At 67.9% G+C, this 17,801-nt stretch carries 18 protein-coding genes; all 18 read right to left on the reverse strand.

What is annotated here, in order from left to right; all coding sequences use genetic code 11:
• Position 1: 1 nt before the first annotated feature.
• The 18 genes from KF709_04025 to KF709_04110 all read right to left on the reverse strand — a co-directional run bounded on the left by KF709_04025 (position 2) and on the right by KF709_04110 (position 17,787).
• The gene (locus tag KF709_04025; GenBank protein MBX3173552.1) at positions 2-571 is read right to left on the reverse strand and encodes a hypothetical protein; all 570 of its coding nucleotides are present in this window, start codon (positions 569-571) and stop codon (positions 2-4) included.
• Entirely contained in the window at positions 571-2,001 is a 1,431-nt protein-coding gene (gene hslU / locus KF709_04030; protein MBX3173553.1) for an ATP-dependent protease ATPase subunit HslU, read from the reverse strand. The genes KF709_04025 and hslU overlap by 1 nt, the downstream gene beginning before the upstream one ends.
• 6 nt (positions 2,002-2,007) lie before the next feature.
• Entirely contained in the window at positions 2,008-2,553 is a 546-nt protein-coding gene (gene hslV, locus KF709_04035; protein ID MBX3173554.1) for an ATP-dependent protease subunit HslV, read from the reverse strand.
• A gap of 21 nt (positions 2,554-2,574) precedes the next feature.
• Positions 2,575-3,846 carry a Fic family protein gene (locus tag KF709_04040; GenBank protein ID MBX3173555.1) on the reverse strand — a complete coding sequence of 424 codons (1,272 nt, stop codon included), beginning with the start codon at positions 3,844-3,846 and terminating at the stop codon, positions 2,575-2,577.
• A gap of 251 nt (positions 3,847-4,097) precedes the next feature.
• Positions 4,098-5,024: a tyrosine recombinase XerC gene (locus KF709_04045; protein MBX3173556.1), complete on the reverse strand. Its 927-nt coding sequence runs from the start codon at positions 5,022-5,024 to the stop codon at positions 4,098-4,100.
• A complete protein-coding gene (locus KF709_04050; protein ID MBX3173557.1) occupies positions 5,017-5,541 on the reverse strand; it encodes an SRPBCC domain-containing protein in 525 nt (174 codons plus the stop codon). Before KF709_04050 ends, KF709_04045 begins: the two co-directional genes overlap by 8 nt.
• A 3-nt stretch (positions 5,542-5,544) precedes the next feature.
• A complete protein-coding gene (gene trmFO, locus KF709_04055; protein ID MBX3173558.1) occupies positions 5,545-6,903 on the reverse strand; it encodes a methylenetetrahydrofolate--tRNA-(uracil(54)-C(5))-methyltransferase (FADH(2)-oxidizing) TrmFO in 1,359 nt (452 codons plus the stop codon).
• Positions 6,900-9,332 (reverse strand): type I DNA topoisomerase, encoded by a 2,433-nt coding sequence (topA, locus tag KF709_04060; protein MBX3173559.1) that lies wholly within the window; start codon positions 9,330-9,332, stop codon positions 6,900-6,902. The genes trmFO and topA overlap by 4 nt, the downstream gene beginning before the upstream one ends.
• A 38-nt stretch (positions 9,333-9,370) precedes the next feature.
• Positions 9,371-10,000 carry a hypothetical protein gene (locus tag KF709_04065; protein MBX3173560.1) on the reverse strand — a complete coding sequence of 210 codons (630 nt, stop codon included), beginning with the start codon at positions 9,998-10,000 and terminating at the stop codon, positions 9,371-9,373.
• A gap of 4 nt (positions 10,001-10,004) precedes the next feature.
• A complete protein-coding gene (aroC, locus tag KF709_04070; GenBank protein MBX3173561.1) occupies positions 10,005-11,210 on the reverse strand; it encodes a chorismate synthase in 1,206 nt (401 codons plus the stop codon).
• Positions 11,211-11,338: 128 nt separating this feature from the next.
• Entirely contained in the window at positions 11,339-13,219 is a 1,881-nt protein-coding gene (locus KF709_04075; protein ID MBX3173562.1) for an AMIN domain-containing protein, read from the reverse strand.
• The gene (locus tag KF709_04080; GenBank protein MBX3173563.1) at positions 13,216-13,698 is read right to left on the reverse strand and encodes a hypothetical protein; all 483 of its coding nucleotides are present in this window, start codon (positions 13,696-13,698) and stop codon (positions 13,216-13,218) included. Before KF709_04080 ends, KF709_04075 begins: the two co-directional genes overlap by 4 nt.
• Positions 13,695-14,291 (reverse strand): type 4a pilus biogenesis protein PilO, encoded by a 597-nt coding sequence (gene pilO / locus KF709_04085; GenBank protein MBX3173564.1) that lies wholly within the window; start codon positions 14,289-14,291, stop codon positions 13,695-13,697. Before pilO ends, KF709_04080 begins: the two co-directional genes overlap by 4 nt.
• A 3-nt stretch (positions 14,292-14,294) precedes the next feature.
• Positions 14,295-14,990, reverse strand: a complete 696-nt coding sequence (locus tag KF709_04090) for a PilN domain-containing protein (GenBank protein ID MBX3173565.1) — start codon at positions 14,988-14,990, stop codon at positions 14,295-14,297.
• Positions 14,991-15,004: 14 nt separating this feature from the next.
• Positions 15,005-16,045, reverse strand: a complete 1,041-nt coding sequence (gene pilM / locus KF709_04095; protein MBX3173566.1) for a type IV pilus assembly protein PilM — start codon at positions 16,043-16,045, stop codon at positions 15,005-15,007.
• A 142-nt stretch (positions 16,046-16,187) separates the two neighbouring features.
• Entirely contained in the window at positions 16,188-16,571 is a 384-nt protein-coding gene (locus tag KF709_04100) for a hypothetical protein (GenBank protein MBX3173567.1), read from the reverse strand.
• A gap of 107 nt (positions 16,572-16,678) precedes the next feature.
• Positions 16,679-17,452 carry a hypothetical protein gene (locus tag KF709_04105; protein ID MBX3173568.1) on the reverse strand — a complete coding sequence of 258 codons (774 nt, stop codon included), beginning with the start codon at positions 17,450-17,452 and terminating at the stop codon, positions 16,679-16,681.
• Positions 17,443-17,787 (reverse strand): prepilin-type N-terminal cleavage/methylation domain-containing protein, encoded by a 345-nt coding sequence (locus tag KF709_04110; GenBank protein ID MBX3173569.1) that lies wholly within the window; start codon positions 17,785-17,787, stop codon positions 17,443-17,445. Before KF709_04110 ends, KF709_04105 begins: the two co-directional genes overlap by 10 nt.
• Positions 17,788-17,801: the final 14 nt, after the last annotated feature.

Genomic DNA, 17,801 nt, shown 5'->3' on the forward strand with positions numbered 1-17,801 from the left:
GCTACTGGCAGCGCGAGCCGTGCCGGATGGCGAGGCGTGTCGTGGGGACGGTGCGCGTGGAGTCCATCAGAAGATACGCCGGTTCGTACTCGGCGGAGAGGACCAGCGAGTCGCCGCGGGGGAACTCGATGGCGGTCCAGCGCCCAGTGGGATCGGCCGCTGGGCAGGGCGTGACGTCGGGCAGCGCGGCGCGGATGGCGGTCGCGACGGCGTCCCAATCGTCGTGGGCCGCGGAGTCCGAGGCGAACTGCCGGCTGGCCACGATGTCGAGGATCATCGCGTCCTCGCGCGGCCAGAGGCTGGTGGAGTCGAAGACCGGCACGTGGTACTCGACCTCGTAGCCGGCGATGATCTCCGCCATGCCGACCTCGGCGCGCGGGGCGATCTCGCGGCGGACGCTGCGGAGCTGGAGCACGCGCAGTGGCTTGGCGGGAATGCCCTGGAGCGCGTCGAAAGGCGGCAACTTGGCGCCGACGGTGGCGATGTCGTCGCCGCGGGCGCAGGCGCCGATGGCGGCTCCGAGCACGAGCGAGAGCAGGATCGGCGCGCGCCGCATGCATGCGCGCCCCATCACAGGATGTACTTCCTGAGGTCCTCGTCCTCGGCAATCGCCACCAGCCGCTCGCGCACGACCTTCGCGTCCACGACTTCCGGCGCCGTGCCACGATCGGGCAACTCGTAGAGCAGCTCCTCGAGCAGCGTCGTCATCACCGTGTGCAGCCGACGCGCGCCGATGTTCTCCATGCGCGTGTTCACCTGCGCGGCGATGCGGGCGATCTCCTTGATGCCGTCGTCCGTGAAGCTGAGCTCGCAGGACTCCGCCTTGACCAGCGCCGCGTACTGCTTGGTGAGCGCGTTCTCCGGCTCCGTCATGATGCGGACGAAATCGTCCTCGGTGAGCGACTTGAGCTCCACGCGGATGGGGAAGCGGCCCTGCAGTTCGGGGATCAGGTCGCTGGGTTTGGATACGTGGAAGGCGCCGGCGGCCACGAAAAGCACGTGGTCCGTCTTCACCATCCCGTGCCGCGTCTGCACGTTGGAGCCCTCGACGATCGGCAGCAAGTCGCGCTGCACGCCCTCGCGCGAGACGTCGGGGCCACCGAAGTCCCCCTTCTGCCCGGCGATCTTGTCGATCTCGTCGAGGAAGATGATGCCCATCGACTCCGTGCGTTCGATGGCGTCTCCGATGACATCGTCGAGGTCGATCAGCTTGTCGAATTCCTGGTCCAGCAGGATGCGCCGCGCCTCGCTGACCTTCACGGTGCGCTTCTTGGTCCGCTTGGGCAGCAAGTCGGAGAGCATCTCCGTGAAGTTCTGCATGCCTTCCGGCGCGCCCGGCTGGTTCATCGCGTCCATCATCGGCGGCGCCTGCTGCACCTCGACCTCGACCTCGCGCTGCTCGAGCTGGCCGTCCTTGAGCAGTTGTTTGAGCTTCTCGCGCGTGCGCTTGTGGCGCTCGGCCGCCAGCTGCTCCTCCTGCTGCACGCCAGCGGAGCTCGCGACGAACACACGCTCTGCCTCGCCGGCGGTGGGCTTAGGCGGCTCGGTGGGCGCCGGCAGCAACAGGTCGAGCAGACGCTCGTCCACGCGGTCGTTGGCGAGGTCCTCGACTTCCTGCTCGCGCTCGGAGCGCACCATCTCGATGGCGCTGTCGACGAGGTCGCGGACCATGCCCTCGACGTCGCGGCCCACGTAGCCGACCTCGGTGAACTTCGAGGCCTCGACCTTGATGAACGGCGCGCCGGAGAGCTTGGCGAGCCGCCGCGCGATCTCCGTCTTGCCCACGCCCGTGGGGCCGATGAGGATGATGTTGTTCGGCGAGATCTCGTGCCGGATCTCCTCGGGCGTGCGCTGCCGCCGCCAGCGATTCCGCAGCGCGATGGCCACTGCCTTCTTCGCCTCGGCCTGCCCGACGATGTAGCGGTCGAGCTCCGCGACGATGCGTCGCGGGGTCAGGTCTGCGAGGCGCGCGAGCGCCTGTTCGGTGCGTGGGCTGGTCATCGCCGGCTACGCCGTCGGCTCGACGACGGTGATGTGCGTGTTGGTATAGATGCAGATCTCGCCGGCGATCGAGAGCGCACGCTTCACGATTTCCACGGGCGGAAGCTGCGTCTCGCGCACGAGCGCACGCGCGGCGGCGAGTGCATAGGAGCCACCGGAACCGATGGCGCAGATGCCGTCATCCGGTTCGATCAACTCACCGTTGCCAGAGATGACGAAGCCGTGGTCGCGGTCCACCACGATGAGCAGGGCCTCGAGGCGGCGCAGCACGCGGTCGGAGCGCCATTCCTTGGCCAGCTCAACGGCGGCGCGCGGCAGGTTGCCGGGGTGCCGCTCGAGCTTTTCCTCGAACTTCTCGAACAGCGTGAAGGCGTCGGCAGCGGCCCCGGCAAATCCGGCGAGCACGCGGCCGCCCTTGAGCGGGCGCACCTTCACCGCGCCCTGCTTCATCACCGTGTCGCCGACGGAGACCTGGCCGTCGCCGCCGATGGCAACCTTGCCGTCGCGGCGGACGGCGAGGATGGTGGTGGCGTGGAAGGTGGGTAGTGCCATAGCCGGAATATACCTGCTTCCCTACGGGGACCGGACCTTGGTGCTCCACTGCTCGAACTCGCTGGGGAGGATCCGATATCGGGCGGCAGAGGCATCGTTGAGACCGAGGAGGATATCAATCAGAACCTCGGCGAATCCCGTCCGGTCAGCGACCGGCACGTGATGCGTAGCCGCCCATTCCTGTCCCCATGCGAGCGTCGGAACCACACCCCCTCGGACCGCGTCGACGACAGCTGCCGAGAGCGCCTCGCGATACCGCAGCCGAATCGGATCCGGCTGCGTCACCGCCTGCTGGGCGACGAGATAGAGCTCGCAGGACCGCTGATACGCGCGGACGAAAGTGTTTCGCAGGAGCTCAATCCGCTTGAGCTCATAGATGGCGAGGATTGCCTCCGTGTACTCCTGCTCCGGAACGTCCACGAAGGTCAGTGGACAAAGGTTGCTCGCGATCAGCGGGATGTTCGCGGCGAGTCGAGATGTCCGCTTGTTCACGTCGGTGAATGGCTGCAGGTACGGCAGGTGCACCATCAGGAAGAACGACTGCTCGAATGGGTCCGTGATCTGCCGAGCCGTGCTTACGATTCGACCGAAGCACTCTTCGATGAGCTGCGGGACCGCCGTGGGCCAGTAGTTGGAGCTTGCGATGCGAACCTCGCGGCGGCGCAGCGCCCCCTCTTCCGCCTTGGTCGGCATCAGGTTCTCCGACAGCGCCGCGTGGACGCTGCGGAGCAGTCTCTCGCTGAGTGCGAGTTGCTCCCCCTCGCCTACCAAGAGTTCAATCGCGGCCTTGTGGTTGAGGATCATTTGGGCTTCGCGTGCGTCCTTTCCCTCTGCTTGCTGCCCAAACTCGAGCAAGAGCTGCGTATCCAATCGTGAGTAGGTGTTTCCTTCGAGGCGACTCGACGCCCAGGAGAGGTCGATGAGCAAGCGCTCGATGATGTCCCTGGCGAAGGTGCCGGCCGGACGCGTGTCGCCGGGACTGCGCCCAATCTCCGCGAGTTGCTTGCGGATTGCCGCGGGCAGGTAGAACGTCTCGCCGGCCACGTAGTCGAACAGCCAGTCTCGGTCGTACGTGACGTAGGACCGCTGCTCGCGAGGCTGGCGGATCTGCGCCCGGATCTCCTCGGCTGCGTCCACCGCCGCATTCGCGGTGGAAACCCTCGCGTCGCTCTTGCCCGCTTGGGCGAGCTTGTATCGGCGTCCTCGGCCGACACCGATTTTCTCGAGCTCGTGGGGGGGCATAGCCCGCAGCCGGTACGAGACGGCGTAAGGCTCAAGCTCGGTGCCGAACATCCGAACGAGCTCGTCGGCTATTTCACCGACGGTCAGTCCTTCGGTTCTCCACTCGAGAACCTTCCGTATTTGGCGAACCTGCTCCCGGATGGCGGATCGGTTGCCAGCCATGGACTCCCCTGATGATTTATCGACAATTTGTCGATATTTTATCGATAAATCAAGTTATCGACAATTTATGATAATCACTTGAGGGGATGTCGTTCGTGGCTACTCCCGCAGTTCCGCGGCTACGAACGCAACTCCTACCATCACGCCCGCGGGTGCGCCCCGCGATACACCTGCTTGAGCCGCTCCACCGAGGTGTGCGTGTAGATCTGCGTGGTGCTCACGCTGGCGTGGCCCAGCAGCTCCTGCACCGCCCGCAGGTCCGCCCCACCGTCCAGCAGATGCGTGGCGAAGGTGTGCCGCAGCGAGTGTGCGCTCAGCCCCTGCCCTTCGTCGACTTGCTCCAGCCAACCCGTGACTGCGTTGTGCAGCGTCTTGGGACTCATCCGCTTCCCACGCTGGCTCAGGAACATCGCCACGCGGTCGCCCGCAGGCCCGAGCTTCGCCAACAGTTGATCGCGCACGCGCTCATATTCCCGCAACGCCCGCTGCGCGGGCTCACCCACCGGCACGATGCGCTCCTTGCGCCCCTTGCCGCGCACCTTGAGCGATCCGCTCAACAGATCGAGGTCGCGCCGGTCGATCCCGCGAAGTTCACTGATCCGCAGCCCGGCCGAATAGAACAGCTCGAGGATCGCGAGGTCGCGCACGTCAGTAAAGCGCCCCTCCTGCGCGCGCGTGGCGGCAGCGGTGAGCATCGTGTCCACCTGCGTGCGGTCCAAGTGCCCCGGCAGATGCTTCTCGAGCTTGGGGCTGTTCACCGCCCGCGCCGGGTTCGCCTCGACCAAGTCATTGCGATGCAGGAATCGAAAGAACGACCGCGCCGCGGACAGCGCCCGCGCACTCGAGCGCCGCGACAGCCCGCGCCGGTTCAGGTGCGCAAGCCAGGCCCGCATCGCCAGGCGATCGATCGCCGCCCAGTCCACGGCGTCCACCGCGAGGTGCCGCTGCAGAAAGCCCTGCAGGTCGCCGAGGTCGCGGCCGTAGGCGGCCACGGTGTTCGGCGAGACGTCGCGTTCCTTCTCCAGATGGGTCAGGAACGCGGCGACGAGATCCTCCTGATCAGCCACCGTGCCGCGGCGTCACCATCTCGCCAAAATGCCCGCCGAGCGAGCGCAGGTAGCTGTCCATCGTCCGATGCTCGCCCATCCACTTCATCAGGACGCGGAAGATCGGCGAGTCCACGTAGCCGTCCTCGGTGATCCGCACCTCGGTGCCAGATCCCGAGGACGTGATGTCATACGTCCACACGCCGCCCCAGCCGGCCTCCTCGTTGTCGACGATGGTCGTCACGACCTGCCGCGGCTCCGTGAGCGTGGTCATCTCGACGTGCATCACGCCGGCGGCGCCCATGTTCTCTTCCCAGGTCTCGCGCGCCTTGTCGGTCAGGCGGCGCGCCCCCTTCATGTCGGACCACCAGCTGGGCGTGGTCGACACGTTGCGAATCACCTTGTACACAGTGTCAGGCGATGCCACGAGCACGATCGTGGAGCTCGCCACGTGCTCGCGCGGCAGAGAACGGCCGTAGAGGTACAGGCCGCCGGCCACCAACACCGCCAGGATCAACAGTCGTTTGATGAACTTCATCGTCTACCTCGCCGTAGTGGGGGCCGACAGGACCCCGTACTCCAGACGCCAGGACTCCAGCGCCTGTAACGCCCGCTCGGCGTAGCGCTCGCGCTTCAGCGCCTTGTCCCGCGGCGGATCCGCCAGCTCCTCGAGCAAGCCGAAGTTGGCGTTCATCGGCTGGAAGTGCTTGGGGTCCGACTCGCGCAGGTAGCGGTAGAGCGCGCCAAGCATCGTGGTCGGCGGCGGGATGACCGGCTCCTCGCCGCGCAGGAGGCGGTCAAGATTGATGGCCGCCAGCAGCCCCGTCGCCGTACTCTCGGTATAGCCCTCCACGCCCGTGAGCTGGCCGGCAAACAAGGTCGTCGCGTGGTCGCGTAGCGCGAGGTGCGGGCTTAACGCGGCGGGCGCGTTCAGATACGAATTGCGATGGATGCTGCCGAAGCGCAGGAACTCCGCCTCGGCGAGCCCGGGGATCATCCGGATCACGCGCTGCTGTTCAGGGATCCTGAGGCGGGTCTGGAAGCCGACGAGGTTCCACATCCGCCCCGCCCGGTCCTCGCGCCGCAGCTGGACCACGGCCCAGGGGCGCTTGCCCGTACGTGGGTCCTTCAACCCAACCGGCCGCATCGGTCCGTGGCGCAGCGTGTCAGGACCCCGACGTGCCATCTCCTCGATGGGCATACAACCCTCGAAGTAGGGCACTTCATCGAACTCGTGCGCCGTGAACTGGTCCGCCGTGCTCAGCGCCTGAATGAAGGCGTCGTACTCCTCGCGGGACATCGGGCAATTGATATACGCGCCCTCCTCCCCCGCCCCTTCCATCGTCTCCTTGTCCCAGCGGGCGGCGCGGAAGGCGATGTCGTAGTCGATGCTCTCCGCGCTCAGCACGGGCGCGATGGCGTCGTAGAACGCGAGGCCCGCCACGCCGAGCCGCGCCCGGATCGCCTCGGCCAATGCGTCGCTCGTCAACGGCCCCGTGGCGACGATGCCGACGTCCGGCAGCGCCGCGACCTCGCCGCGCTCCACCGTGATGCGTGGATGTGCGTGCACACGCTCGTGCACACCGGCGCTGAACACGTCGCGATCCACCGCCAACGCAGAACCCGCGGGGATGCGCGCCGCATCCGCGGACTCGAGCACGATGGAGCCCAACGCCCGCATCTCGGCCTTCAGCAGCCCGTGCGCGTTGGTGACCTCGGTGCTCTTGAAGGTGTTGCTGCACACGAGCTCGGCGAGCCGGTCCGTGCGATGCGCGGCCGTGCCGCGCACGGGGCGCATCTCGTGCAACACGACCTCGTACCCGCGCTCCGCCAACTGAAAGGCGGCCTCGCTACCCGCGAGGCCGCCTCCGACGACGTGGATGGCGCTCCCGCCACTCACGCCGTCACCGCCTCGGCCTCCGAACCCTCCGGCGCCTCCACATCCCACTCATTCTGGCACTTGAGGCAGCGACGGAAGTGCCCGCGCGACTTGGTGCTCTTGGCCTCCGCACCCTCAAAGCCGCATTCTGGACACTTCTCCAGCACCGGCTTGTCCCAGCAGACGAAATCGCAGTTGGGATAGTTCTCGCAGCCGTAGAACGCCTTGCCGCGCTTCTTCGAGCGCCGCGCCGCGATGTCGCCGCCGTCCTTCGGGCACTTCACACCGGTCGGCATCGACTTCGTGCCGCGGCACTTGGGGAAGCGCGAGCAGCCGAGGAACTCACCCGACTTGGACTTCCGGATGACCATCGGATTGGTGCCGCACTCCGGACAGGCAATCGGATAAGTCTTCGGCGGCTCCTTCTTGCCACCCAGCGGCTGCGTGTACTTGCAGGTCTTCGGATGGTTCTCGCAGGCCACGAAGGGCCCGAAGAAGCCGCCCTTGGGCACGAGCTTGCCGCCGCAATCGGGGCACTTCTGCCCCTCCAGCGCGGAGAGGTCGTGCGCCTCGCGGATCAGTGCCTCCGCGTCCACGGTCTCGAGCGCGTGCTCGAAGGGCGAGTAGAACTCCTCGAGCACCTGCTTCCAGCCCAGCTTGCCATCCTCGACCTTGTCGAGCTCGCCTTCCATCTGCGCGGTGAAGCCGACGTCGAACTCGCGCGGGAACTGCTTCACCATCACCTTCTCGACGCTCTCACCGAGTGGCGTGGGGAAGAAGCGCCGCTGGTTGAGCTCGGCGTAGTGCCGCTCCGTGAGCGTGGAGATGATGCTCGCGTACGTGGACGGGCGTCCAATGCCACGCTTCTCGAGCTCCTTCACCAGCGAGGCCTCGGAGTAGCGCGGCGGCGGCTCGGTAAAATGCTGCGTGGGGTCGACGGACCGCACGGGCACGTGCTCGCCCGGCTCGATGGCCGGCAGCGCCTGCTCGTCCTCGAGCGCCTTGGAGTCGCCCTCCTCGCGCGTCTCCTTATAGAGCGCGAGGAAGCCCTGGAACTTGATGACGGAGCCGGTGGCCCGGAACAGGTAGCGGCCGAGGTCGAAGTCCACCGTGGTGGTGTCGAACACGGCCGGCGACATCTGCGAGGCCATGAAGCGCTGCCAGATCAGCGTGTAGAGCTTGAGCTGCTCGGGCGAGAGGTACTTGGCCACGCTGTCCGGCGTGCGCGCCGGGTCCGTCGGGCGGATGCCCTCGTGTGCACCCTGCGCGGCGGCCTGGTCCTTCTCACTCGTGTAGAGACGCGCCTCCTTCGGTAGGAACTCGGCGCTGTACTGCTTGCCGAGGAACTCGCGGGCGGCCGCGGCCGCCGTCTCGGCGACGCGCACGTGGTCCGTACGCATGTAGGTGATGAGACCCACCGCGCCCTCGCTCGACGAGAGCTGCACGCCCTCGTAGAGGTTCTGCGCGAGTCGCATCGTGCGCTTGGAGCCGAAGCCGAGCTTCTTGGCCGCTTCCTGCTGCAGCGTGCTGGTCTTGAACGGCGCCTCAGGATTCTTGCGACGCTCGCGGCGCTTGATGTCCGTGACGTCGAAGTGTGAGCGGCCTTTGAGGTCGTTGACGATGGCCATCGCGGCCTTCTCGTTGCCGATCTCCGGCTTCTCACCGTCGAGATGGTGCAGCTTGGCGGTGAAGCCCTGGCCCTCGTGCTCAAGCGCCGCCGCGATCGTCCAGTATTCCTTCGGCTTGAACGCGCGAATCTCGCGCTCGCGCTCCACCAAGAGGCGCAGCGCGACGGTCTGCACGCGGCCGGCGGAGAGACCCTTCTTCACCGTCTTCCACAGCACCGGGCTGGCCTTGTAGCCGACGAGACGGTCGAGCACACGACGCGCCTGCTGCGCATCCACCTTCTTGCTGTCGATCTCGCGCGCCTCGGTCAGTGCCTTGGAGACGGCGTCCTTGGTGATTTCATAGAAGAGCGCGCGACGGATCGGCGGCGCCTGCTTGCCGGAGATCTGTTGCTCCACATGCCAGGCAATGGCTTCGCCTTCGCGGTCAGGGTCGGTCGCGATGTAGACGGCCTTCGCCGTCTTGGCCGCGCTCTTGAGCTCGGCGACCGTCTTTTCCTTGCCGGGGATGGTGACGTATTCGGGCTCGAAGCCGTTCTCGGCGTCGATGCCGATGCTCTTCACCGGCAGGTCGCGGATGTGCCCCACCGTGGCCTTTACGGCGTAGCCGGAGCCCAGGTACTTGCCGATGGTCTTGGCCTTGGCAGGCGACTCGACGATAACCAGCGACTTCCCGGCCGCTGCGCGGGCGGCGTCCTCGTCGTGCGGGAGTTCCGGCTCAGCAGCCTTCCGCCGCGCTGCCGCTGGGGCGCGCTTGGCGGTGGCCTTCTTCTTGGTAGCCTTCTTGGCGGCCGGCTTTGCGGCCTTCTTCTTGGACGTTGCCATTCCGTATCCGGGAGGGTGCGGCGAATAGGGAAGGCATCCTAGTCCGCCACCCCACCCGCCGCAAGCGCAACTATAATAGAAGCGACAGCGTCCGGCGTCAGCGAATCTATGCTAACCGTATGATTTGCTTGCAGATAGGTCGACTCGCGTTGCGCTGAAAGTCGCGTGAGCGCCTCGACCGGATTCGCGGCCCCAAGGAGGGGGCGGGAGGCCGCCGACTCCCCGATCCTGGTCGCTGCGATCGCCGGAGAGACCTTCAGAAACACGGTCAGGGACCGGCCGCTGGCCCCTGCCGGACCTTGATCCCCGGCCCCTAAGGGACCTCGATTGCCTGCCTCCGCCGGCGGACGGTCGCCGCCGGCCGCACCGGATCCCAGAGCGCCTCGGTTGGCAGGGTCCAGCATCCAGCCGCCCCCCGGCGCCACAACGACCTGACGGCGATTCGCCAGCCGCGCGGTGGCCTCGCGCTCCCGCCGACGGAAACCCGCCTCGCCCTCTGCTGCGAAGATCTCGGGCACTGACTTTCCTGCCTCGCGTTCGATCTCGGCGTCGAGGTCCACGAAGGTCCACCCCAGTGCCGCCGCGACCAACGGACCGACAGTGCTCTTCCCGGCTCCTGGCAGACCCACGAGCACCAGACGCGTGACCTGCGCGCTGTCGATCGACACCGACTCAGCCAGGTGTCAGCCGCTCGGCCACGCGCGCCAGGTAGGCGTCGTGATTGCGGCGTAGCTCGCCCAGCGAATCGCCGCCGAACTTCTCGAGGAGGGCATCCGCCAATACCAGCGCCGTCATCGCCTCGGCAATCACGCCCATCGCCGGCACGGCCGTGACATCCGAACGCTCGGCGGCCGCGGCGGCCTTCTCGCCCGTCTTGGCGTCCACAGTCTCCAGCGGCCGCATCAGCGTCGAGATCGGCTTCATCGCCACGCGCAGGACCAAGTCTTCGCCGGTCGTCATCCCACCCTCGAGGCCGCCAGCGCGGTTCGTTCGGCGCCGCACGTGACCGGTACGCGGGCTGCCCGGTTGCGGCAGGATCTCGTCGTGGACCTCGGCGCCCGTGCGCCGCGCCGCCTCGAAGCCAAGTCCCATCTCGACACCCTTCACCGCGGGGATCGAACAGATGGCAGCAGCGAGGCGGCCATCGAGCTTGCGGTCCCAGCTCACGTGCGCGCCGAGTCCGACGGGCAGGCCCGTCACGACGACCTCACAGATGCCGCCGAGGGTGTTGCCCTCGGCCTTGGCGGCATCGATGCGGGCGATCATCGCCTCCTCCGCGGCCTTGTCGAGGCAACGCAGGGGCGAGGCATCCGCGGCCGCGTTCAGGTCCTCAGGAAGCTCGGCTGGCGCACTGGCATCCACGCCGCCGAGGTGCACCAGGTGGCTACCGACGCGCACGCCGAACTGCGCGAGCAGCTGACGGGCCACCGCGCCGCAGGCCACGCGCGCAGTCGTCTCGCGCGCGGAGGCACGCTCCAGGATGTCGCGGGCATCGCGGCGGTCGAACTTGAGCAATCCGGTGAGATCCGCGTGCCCCGGCCGCACGCGGGTGACCTGGCGCTTGCGGCCTTCGGGCGTGTCGTCCTCGGGCCGCGGCGCGGGATCCATGATGGCTTCCCAGTTCTTCCAATCGTTGTTTCGGATCAGCATCGCGATGGGCGCGCCGATGGTCTCGCCCGCGCGCACGCCGGCAACGAACTCCACGCGATCCGTCTCGATCACCATTCGACGGCCGCGGCCGTAGCCCTGCTGGCGACGCGCGAGCTCGGTGTCCACGTGCTCGGCGAGCAGCGGCAGCCCGGCCGGCGCGCCCTCGACGAGCGCGACCAGGGCCTGGCCGTGCGATTCACCGGCGGTGTGGAAGCTGAGTCGTGCCATGGCGATGAACGTGGGCGATCGTGGACAAGTTGTCGGCCGCGAGGAGACGGGGCGGCCCCTCTGGACGCAGAGGCGCCCGGCGAAAGATATCGCCGGGCGCCTCAGGTCCTACTGGACTGCGCTGCCGCTTAGGGCATCGAACTCGGACGCACCACCTCGCCCTCGTCCACGATATGCGGCGTGACGAGGATCAGGAGGTCCTGCTTGCGCTCGACCACGCGGGTCTCGCGGAACAGGCGGCCGATGAACGGCAGCTTCATCAGGATCGGGATGCCGCTCTCGAGCCGCGACACCTGCGTCTGTGTGAGGCCGGCGATGACCGCCGTCTCGCCGTCACCGACGAGGACCTCGTTGGTCGCCGTGCGCTCGGAGATTTCCGGGCCGGCCACGGTGATGCCCAACAGCGTCTGCTGCGAGGCGTTGATCTCCATCGTGATCTGGCGATTGGACGTCACGTGCGGCGTGACCTCCAGCGTGATGCCGACCCGCTGGCGCTGAATGACCGGTGCAATGGCCTGGATCTGGCCCGGCACCGCCGGCGGCGTGAGGAGGAACGCGATCTCGGTGCCGGCGAACAGCGTGGCCTGGCGGTTGTCGATTGTCGTCGTGCTCGGCTCGGCCTGCACGTCGGAGAGATTCTGCGACGAGAGCGCGTCGAGGAAGGCGGAGATGTTGCTGCCGCCGATTACCGTGTTGTAGACCAGCGAGAGTGCGGCCGTGGACCCGAAGGTGCGGTTGGCGTTGGTGACGCCGATGAAGGCATCGCCGCCGAGGTCCACCTGCAGCTCGCCGGGCGTGCCGCGCGAGAGCAGCGTGTTGAAGAAGCTCGTCGGATTGCCGAAGTCGTAGCTCAGGCCCAGCTCCTCCGTCGCCGTGCGGTCCACGGCGATGATCTTGGCCTTGATGGCGACCTGCGGCGTGCGGACGTCGAGGTCGCGCACGTAGCTGACGATCTCCGGCAACCGCGAGACGGTCTCGGTGATGAGCAGGGTGTTGGTCTTCTCGTCGTGCGTCACCACGCCGCGGCCACAGGCCGGGCTGGCGGGCGTCGGGCTCGCGCCGCCCGGGGCAGCGCCCTCGGCCCCGGTGGTGGCATCGACCACCGTGCTGGTCGCGCCCACCGAGCCGGAAGAGCAGGCGGCGATGAGCTGGCGGATGGTCGTCGCGAGCGTCGCGGCCTTGGCGTAGTTCACCGGCACCAGCTGGGTAACCAGCGGCTCGGCAGCCACGCGGGCGGCGAGGTTCTGATAGCTATCGATCGTGATGATGCCCGTGGAGTCCTCGACCGCCTGGAGGCCGTTGGCCTGCAGTATCTTCGAGAGCGCAATGTCCCAGGGCTGGTTGACGATCTCGGTGAAGCGCACCGTACCGGTGACCGAGGATCCGGTCACGAACGTGCGCCGCGAGAACTCCGAGAAGGTCGCGATCACGTCGTGGATGTCGCGATTGGCGAAGGTCACCGTGATGCGTTCCTGCTGCGACTGCTGCGCGCGGGCCAACGCAGCGGACTCGAAGCGCGGGCCGCGGGCCGCGGGGGCAGTCTCGGGCTCCACGGGCACATCGCGCACGGCGGCCGCTCCGGCCGACCATGGCGCGAAGTCGTCGCTCCCACGGACCGAAATGCGGATCTCCGTGTTGCTACGCACGACCGAGTACTCGCGGGGTGCGTCGAGATCGAGCACGAGGCGGACCACGTCGCTCTCGAACTGCGCGAGGCGCACATTCCGGATGCCCGCGCGGTTCACGCGGTCATAGGTCGGCGCGCGCAGGTCCAGTGTGGCGCCCTTGAGGTCCACGACGATGCGGTGCGGCGACTCCAGGATGAAGTCGCTGACGCTGACCGCACCGTCGAAGCTGAGCACGACGTCCGCGCGTCCGGCCCCCGGCACGACGGTCACGGCCGTCACGGTGGCGGTGGCCTCCGCGGGCGCCGGCGCCGCGTGGGCGGCCGTCGCACCGAACAGGAGTGCGCTGGCCACGATGGGGGCCAGCATCCGATATCGCCTCATGGCGTCCTACCTCCCCGAGTGGGCACGGTGATCGACAGCACTTCCTGTCGTGTAAATCCGAATTCGTCGATGGCCAACGCAACCTCGCGCTGGCGGATGGCCGACACCCGCATGCGGCCGAACACGCTGCCGACCCGCACGCGGTAGATCTCGTTGCTTGAGACGTCCTTCAGGGTCGCGACGGAACTGCGGCCCGCGGGATCGAAGATGATGCCGACGACCTCGAGGTCCGCGAGCAGCGGACGGATATCGCCGCTGGCGATCAGCGAGGCGAATGGATCGCGGCGCCCGCTACGCGGATACGCGTAGACCTCGCGGTTGAAGACCACGTTCCCGCTGGAGTCCCGGACCACGTTCGCCGTGGAGACCTTGGCCTTGGTTGGCGCGGCCGGTTGTCCCCTGCGACCCTGCGCATTGCCGAGCAGGGGCAGGACGATGGCCACCGCTGCCACGGCGAGGATGGCGTGCCGAGCGTTCACTGGCTACCTCCCGGCGCTTCCGCCTTCACGACGTAGGTCTGCAGGTCGAACGTCGCGTTCAGCGACTGCGAGCCCGGACCGGTCGCCGCGCTGACCGCCGTCGACGGCTGCAGCGACAGGTTCACCGGCGCGATGATGCGGCGCAGCGACCCGATTGCCGAGAGCAACTCGCCAATCTGATGGTACTGGCCAGTGATCTGCATCTGGTAGCGATAGGTGTCGAACTCCTCGCCCTGCACCACGGGGCCCGGCACGAAGCTCCCGACATCCATCCCCGTACGCCGCGCGGCGCCGACGATCTGGTCGAGCAGCGCCGGCACCTCGTTGCCCGCCGGGATCAGCGTGCGGATCAGCTCGAGGTTGTCGCGCAGCAGCTTGGCCTCGGCCTCCATCTCCTCGGCAGTGCCGCGGGCGAGCAGCGTGCGCGCCCGCTGGTTCGACGCCTCAAGCTTCTCGAGCCGGGCCCGCGTGGCCTCGAGCTCGATACCCTTGGGTTCGTAGACGAAGTACCAGTACAGGCCACCGAGGGCGATCCCGACGATGCCCACGATCAGCATGATCTGGTCGCGTTGGTTGGTTGGCAATCCGGCCATGGCTTACCTCACCGCGATCGAAAGGGGGACCGTGCGGATCGCGGTCGCATCCGGCTTCTCGAACTGCATGTCGAGCTGGAACTGCCGCACTTCCTTGCCGTCGGTCGTCGCCTGGTCCGTGGGACCGAGGGTGACGTTGGCGAGGAAGGGCGATGCCTCGAGTTGGCGCATGAAGATCGTCACGGCCTGGATATCCACCGTGTATGCGATGACGCGGATGCTCAGCGGCGGCACCTCGCCCGAGGCAGCCAGTTCCGGCGTGATCGGCGCGGTCGACGAGGCCTGCGTCACCGAGCGTAGCCAGGTGTAGGTCGGCAGCGCCCGCGCGATCTCGTCCATGATGTGCGGCCAGATGAAGCGATCGCCGTCGAGCGCCGAGATGACCGCGATCTGCCGCAGGATAGCGTCGCGCTGTGCCTCGGCGGCCGAGCGCTGCGCCAGCACCGCGGCGAATCGCGTCGAGTCCTGCACCGCCACGCGCTGCTGTTCCTCGAGGGTCGCCTCCTCGCGCCCCTGGAAGAACCACATCGCACCGGCCGCGGCTACGCCCAACACCACGCCGGCGACCGCGATGCCAAGCCAAGGATCCCGAAAGCGCTCACTCAGGCTCCCGAGCAGCGCCCCGATGTTGAGGGATGCGCCACCCGAGCCGCCCTTCGACTTCTTGCGTGCGCCTGGGAGAAGATTGATTTCAATCATCGAATCGTCCGGACCTATGCCAGCTTCCGCAGGGCGAGACCCAGCGGCAGCATCAGCAGGGGAGCCACCTCGTCCGTGACGAGCGACTCGAAAGCGCCGTCACGCACGACGAGGTTGGCCAGGGGGCTGGCGGCCTGCACCGGCAGTCGCAGGCGATCGGCGAGGACCTCGGCGAGCCCGGGGATGCGTGAGCCGCCGCCGGACAAGTAGACCGCGCTCAAGGCCTCCGATCGGGCCGACGATGCCAGGAAGGCCACGGCGCGCTCGACCCCCACCGCGATCTCCTCGCCGCGCGACTCCAAGACCGCGTCGAGGTGTTCGGATCGGTCAAAGCCACGCAACAGCGCATCGGACTCATCGGCGCTCAGGCCGCGATCGCGCTGCAGGTCCTCGCGCATGCGACGCGTCCCGGTCGACAGGTCGCGGGTGAGGATCGGCACGCCATTCTCCACCACGTTCACGATCGTGACCTCGTGGCCGATGTTCACCAGCGCCACGGCGCCGGTCATCGCATCGGGATAGTTCAACTCAAAGGCGTTGTGCAACGCAAACGCGTCCACGTCCACCGCCGCGGCATCGAGGCCGGCCTCCGAGACCACGCGCACCCGGGCCTCCACCAACTCCCGCTTGGCGGCGACCAGCAGGACGTCCATCTCGGGATCGGTGCCGTCCGGGTCGAGAATCTGGAAGTCCAGTTCCACCGACTCCATATCGAAGGGCACGTGCTGCTCGGCCTCCCAGCGCATTAGCTCGCGCGCCTGGGACTCCTTCACCCGTTCGATCTGGATCTTCTTGATGATCACGTCGCGACCGCCGACGGCGGTGACGACCGCCTTGGACGTCACGCCGGCCTCGGCCAGGCAAGCCGTGATGGCGTCGGCCACGATCCCGGGATCCATGATCTCGCCCTCGACAATGGCATCCGCCAGCAGTGGCGTGATTCCCACGCGTACCAGCTCCGGCTGCGATTTCGAGTGATCGACGACCGCAACCTTGATCAGGCCCGATCCGATATCGAGACCTACAGTTGTCTTCTTGCGACCGAATAGCGCCATGGGGTACCCGTCGGCGACCTGCGGGGGTCAGTGAGGGCGGGTGCCTAAGTTGCTGGCGGGCCCGGCCTTGGTCAACACAATAGGAGGTCTGTGTTCCTGCGACAGTACACGAACGGCCCCGCGCAGAGGTAACGTCCGGGCGCTAGCCGACGGGGGCGGGAAGCAGCCAATCCGCTCCGTCCGGGTTCAGCCTGGTGGCGGTCGGGCACCCCAAGGCCAGGTCGTCGGGCGGCAGCGAATCCACCCGAAGACGACCCAAAAGCCGGGCCCGTACCCCGCGCGCCCCGACCCCAACCAGCTCGGCACGGACGCGGCCGCCACCCAGCGACCACCAGCGCAGTTCGACGCGACCCGCCGGGCCGATGTCGCGCGTGACGATAGCCGGCACGGCCGGCGGCTGCAGGCAGAGCCAGGCGAGATCGTCCGGCACGAGAAGGGCGGCCACTCCGGTGACCGCGGCTGCGCGCGCCCTCACCTGCTCCTCCGCATAACGGGAGAGCTGCGTGGCCTGGATTGCGTCAGCCATCGTCAGGGCGGCCAAGAGTCCAAGGGCCGCGAGCACGAGTAGCACGACGGGCAGTGCAATACCCCGCCGGCCTTCAGGGCCTCGCGCCGCGGCAGCACCCGCCACCATCAATGCACCCAGGCCTTCGCGCCCAGCCCACCCACGCCGCGCGCCGAGAGTTCAAACCGGGACGACGCCTCCTGCCAGCGCAGGCGCAGGCCACCCGCGGCTGGCGTCCGCAGCGGTCCGACCACGGGCTGGATCACACCGCACAGCTCCAAGTATGGATGGCAGCGGCGGTATCCGAGCATCCAGTCACCCGAACCCGCGTGGTAGAGCGCGAAGCGCGCCCTTCTCAGCAGCCGCAACTCGTCACCCGACGCGATGTCCGCCGGCACGCTGTCCTGGAGCACCACACGCAACGGACGCTGCTCTGGTCCCGACTGGAAGCCCGTCGACACTCCGCAGGTGCCCAGTGGGGCCAAGGCGACGCTGTCGATGGCTGAGAACCACCACGCGTCGGCGCTGGCCGAGAGCCGCAGCCCGACGAGATCGTCCGCCGCGGGATCCGCCGAGAGCACGGTCAGGGCGCCATCGGCGAACCGCGCGGGTGGCAGTACGATCGCCATCGGTTCGTGCGCGCAGGCCACCGAGACGCCCAGCAGCACATCGAGCTCAACCGCCGTGTCGCCCCGCAGCGTCGGAGGCCCACCGCTGCGCAGGGCGGCCGCCAGCACCGCGACGGCTTCACGCTCGGCGCGCAGCCCACGCTCCAGTCGCTCCGCGCCCGCAGCGCTCGCGCGCGCGACCCGCAACGTTCCCAGTGCCACAGCCGCCAAGACGCCCGACAGCGCCAGCGCGCAGAGCGCCTCGACGAGTGAGTGGCCAAGCCTCAAGCGCACGGAAATCGCGCCTCCACCCGGAAGTCGGGCACGCGCTGCCGCGCATCGCGGACATCGATGCGCAACTGGCGGATCGTCGCGGAGTCCGTCACCGACCAGGCGCTGATCACTCGGGCCGCCGTGTCCGCCGACACCGTGTCTAGCGCGGCGCAGGCGTAGGCCCGGAACCAGTCCAGGCGATCGGCGGCGGCAGCCGACATGGCCTCGCGAGCGCGTGCCGCGTCGCGGAGACGCGCCGCCGCGGTGATGCTGGCCATCGTGCCGCTGACCCCGATGCCCAGCAACATCAGTGCGACGATCACTTCGACCAAGGAGACGCCCGCTCGCGTTCGCATGGCGACAGTCTGGT

It is taken from the genome of Gemmatimonadaceae bacterium (assembly GCA_019637445.1).
GTDB lineage: Bacteria > Gemmatimonadota > Gemmatimonadetes > Gemmatimonadales > Gemmatimonadaceae > Pseudogemmatithrix.

Excerpts from the sequence above, each read along its gene's own strand:
- hslV (MBX3173554.1), bottom strand. The coding sequence starts at position 2,553 with ATGGCACTACCCACCTTCCACGCCACCACCATCCTCGCCGTCCGCCGC.
- KF709_04090 (MBX3173565.1), bottom strand. The coding sequence starts at position 14,990 with ATGATTGAAATCAATCTTCTCCCAGGCGCACGCAAGAAGTCGAAGGGC.
- KF709_04025 (MBX3173552.1), bottom strand. The coding sequence starts at position 571 with ATGGGGCGCGCATGCATGCGGCGCGCGCCGATCCTGCTCTCGCTCGTG.
- KF709_04040 (MBX3173555.1), bottom strand. The coding sequence starts at position 3,846 with ATGTTCGGCACCGAGCTTGAGCCTTACGCCGTCTCGTACCGGCTGCGG.
- topA (MBX3173559.1), bottom strand. The coding sequence starts at position 9,332 with ATGGCAACGTCCAAGAAGAAGGCCGCAAAGCCGGCCGCCAAGAAGGCT.
- KF709_04100 (MBX3173567.1), bottom strand. The coding sequence starts at position 16,571 with ATGGCTGACGCAATCCAGGCCACGCAGCTCTCCCGTTATGCGGAGGAG.
- pilM (MBX3173566.1), bottom strand. The coding sequence starts at position 16,045 with ATGGCGCTATTCGGTCGCAAGAAGACAACTGTAGGTCTCGATATCGGA.
- aroC (MBX3173561.1), bottom strand. The coding sequence starts at position 11,210 with ATGGCACGACTCAGCTTCCACACCGCCGGTGAATCGCACGGCCAGGCC.
- KF709_04075 (MBX3173562.1), bottom strand. The coding sequence starts at position 13,219 with ATGAGGCGATATCGGATGCTGGCCCCCATCGTGGCCAGCGCACTCCTG.
- KF709_04050 (MBX3173557.1), bottom strand. The coding sequence starts at position 5,541 with ATGAAGTTCATCAAACGACTGTTGATCCTGGCGGTGTTGGTGGCCGGC.
- KF709_04110 (MBX3173569.1), bottom strand. The coding sequence starts at position 17,787 with ATGCGAACGCGAGCGGGCGTCTCCTTGGTCGAAGTGATCGTCGCACTG.
- hslU (MBX3173553.1), bottom strand. The coding sequence starts at position 2,001 with ATGACCAGCCCACGCACCGAACAGGCGCTCGCGCGCCTCGCAGACCTG.
- pilO (MBX3173564.1), bottom strand. The coding sequence starts at position 14,291 with ATGGCCGGATTGCCAACCAACCAACGCGACCAGATCATGCTGATCGTG.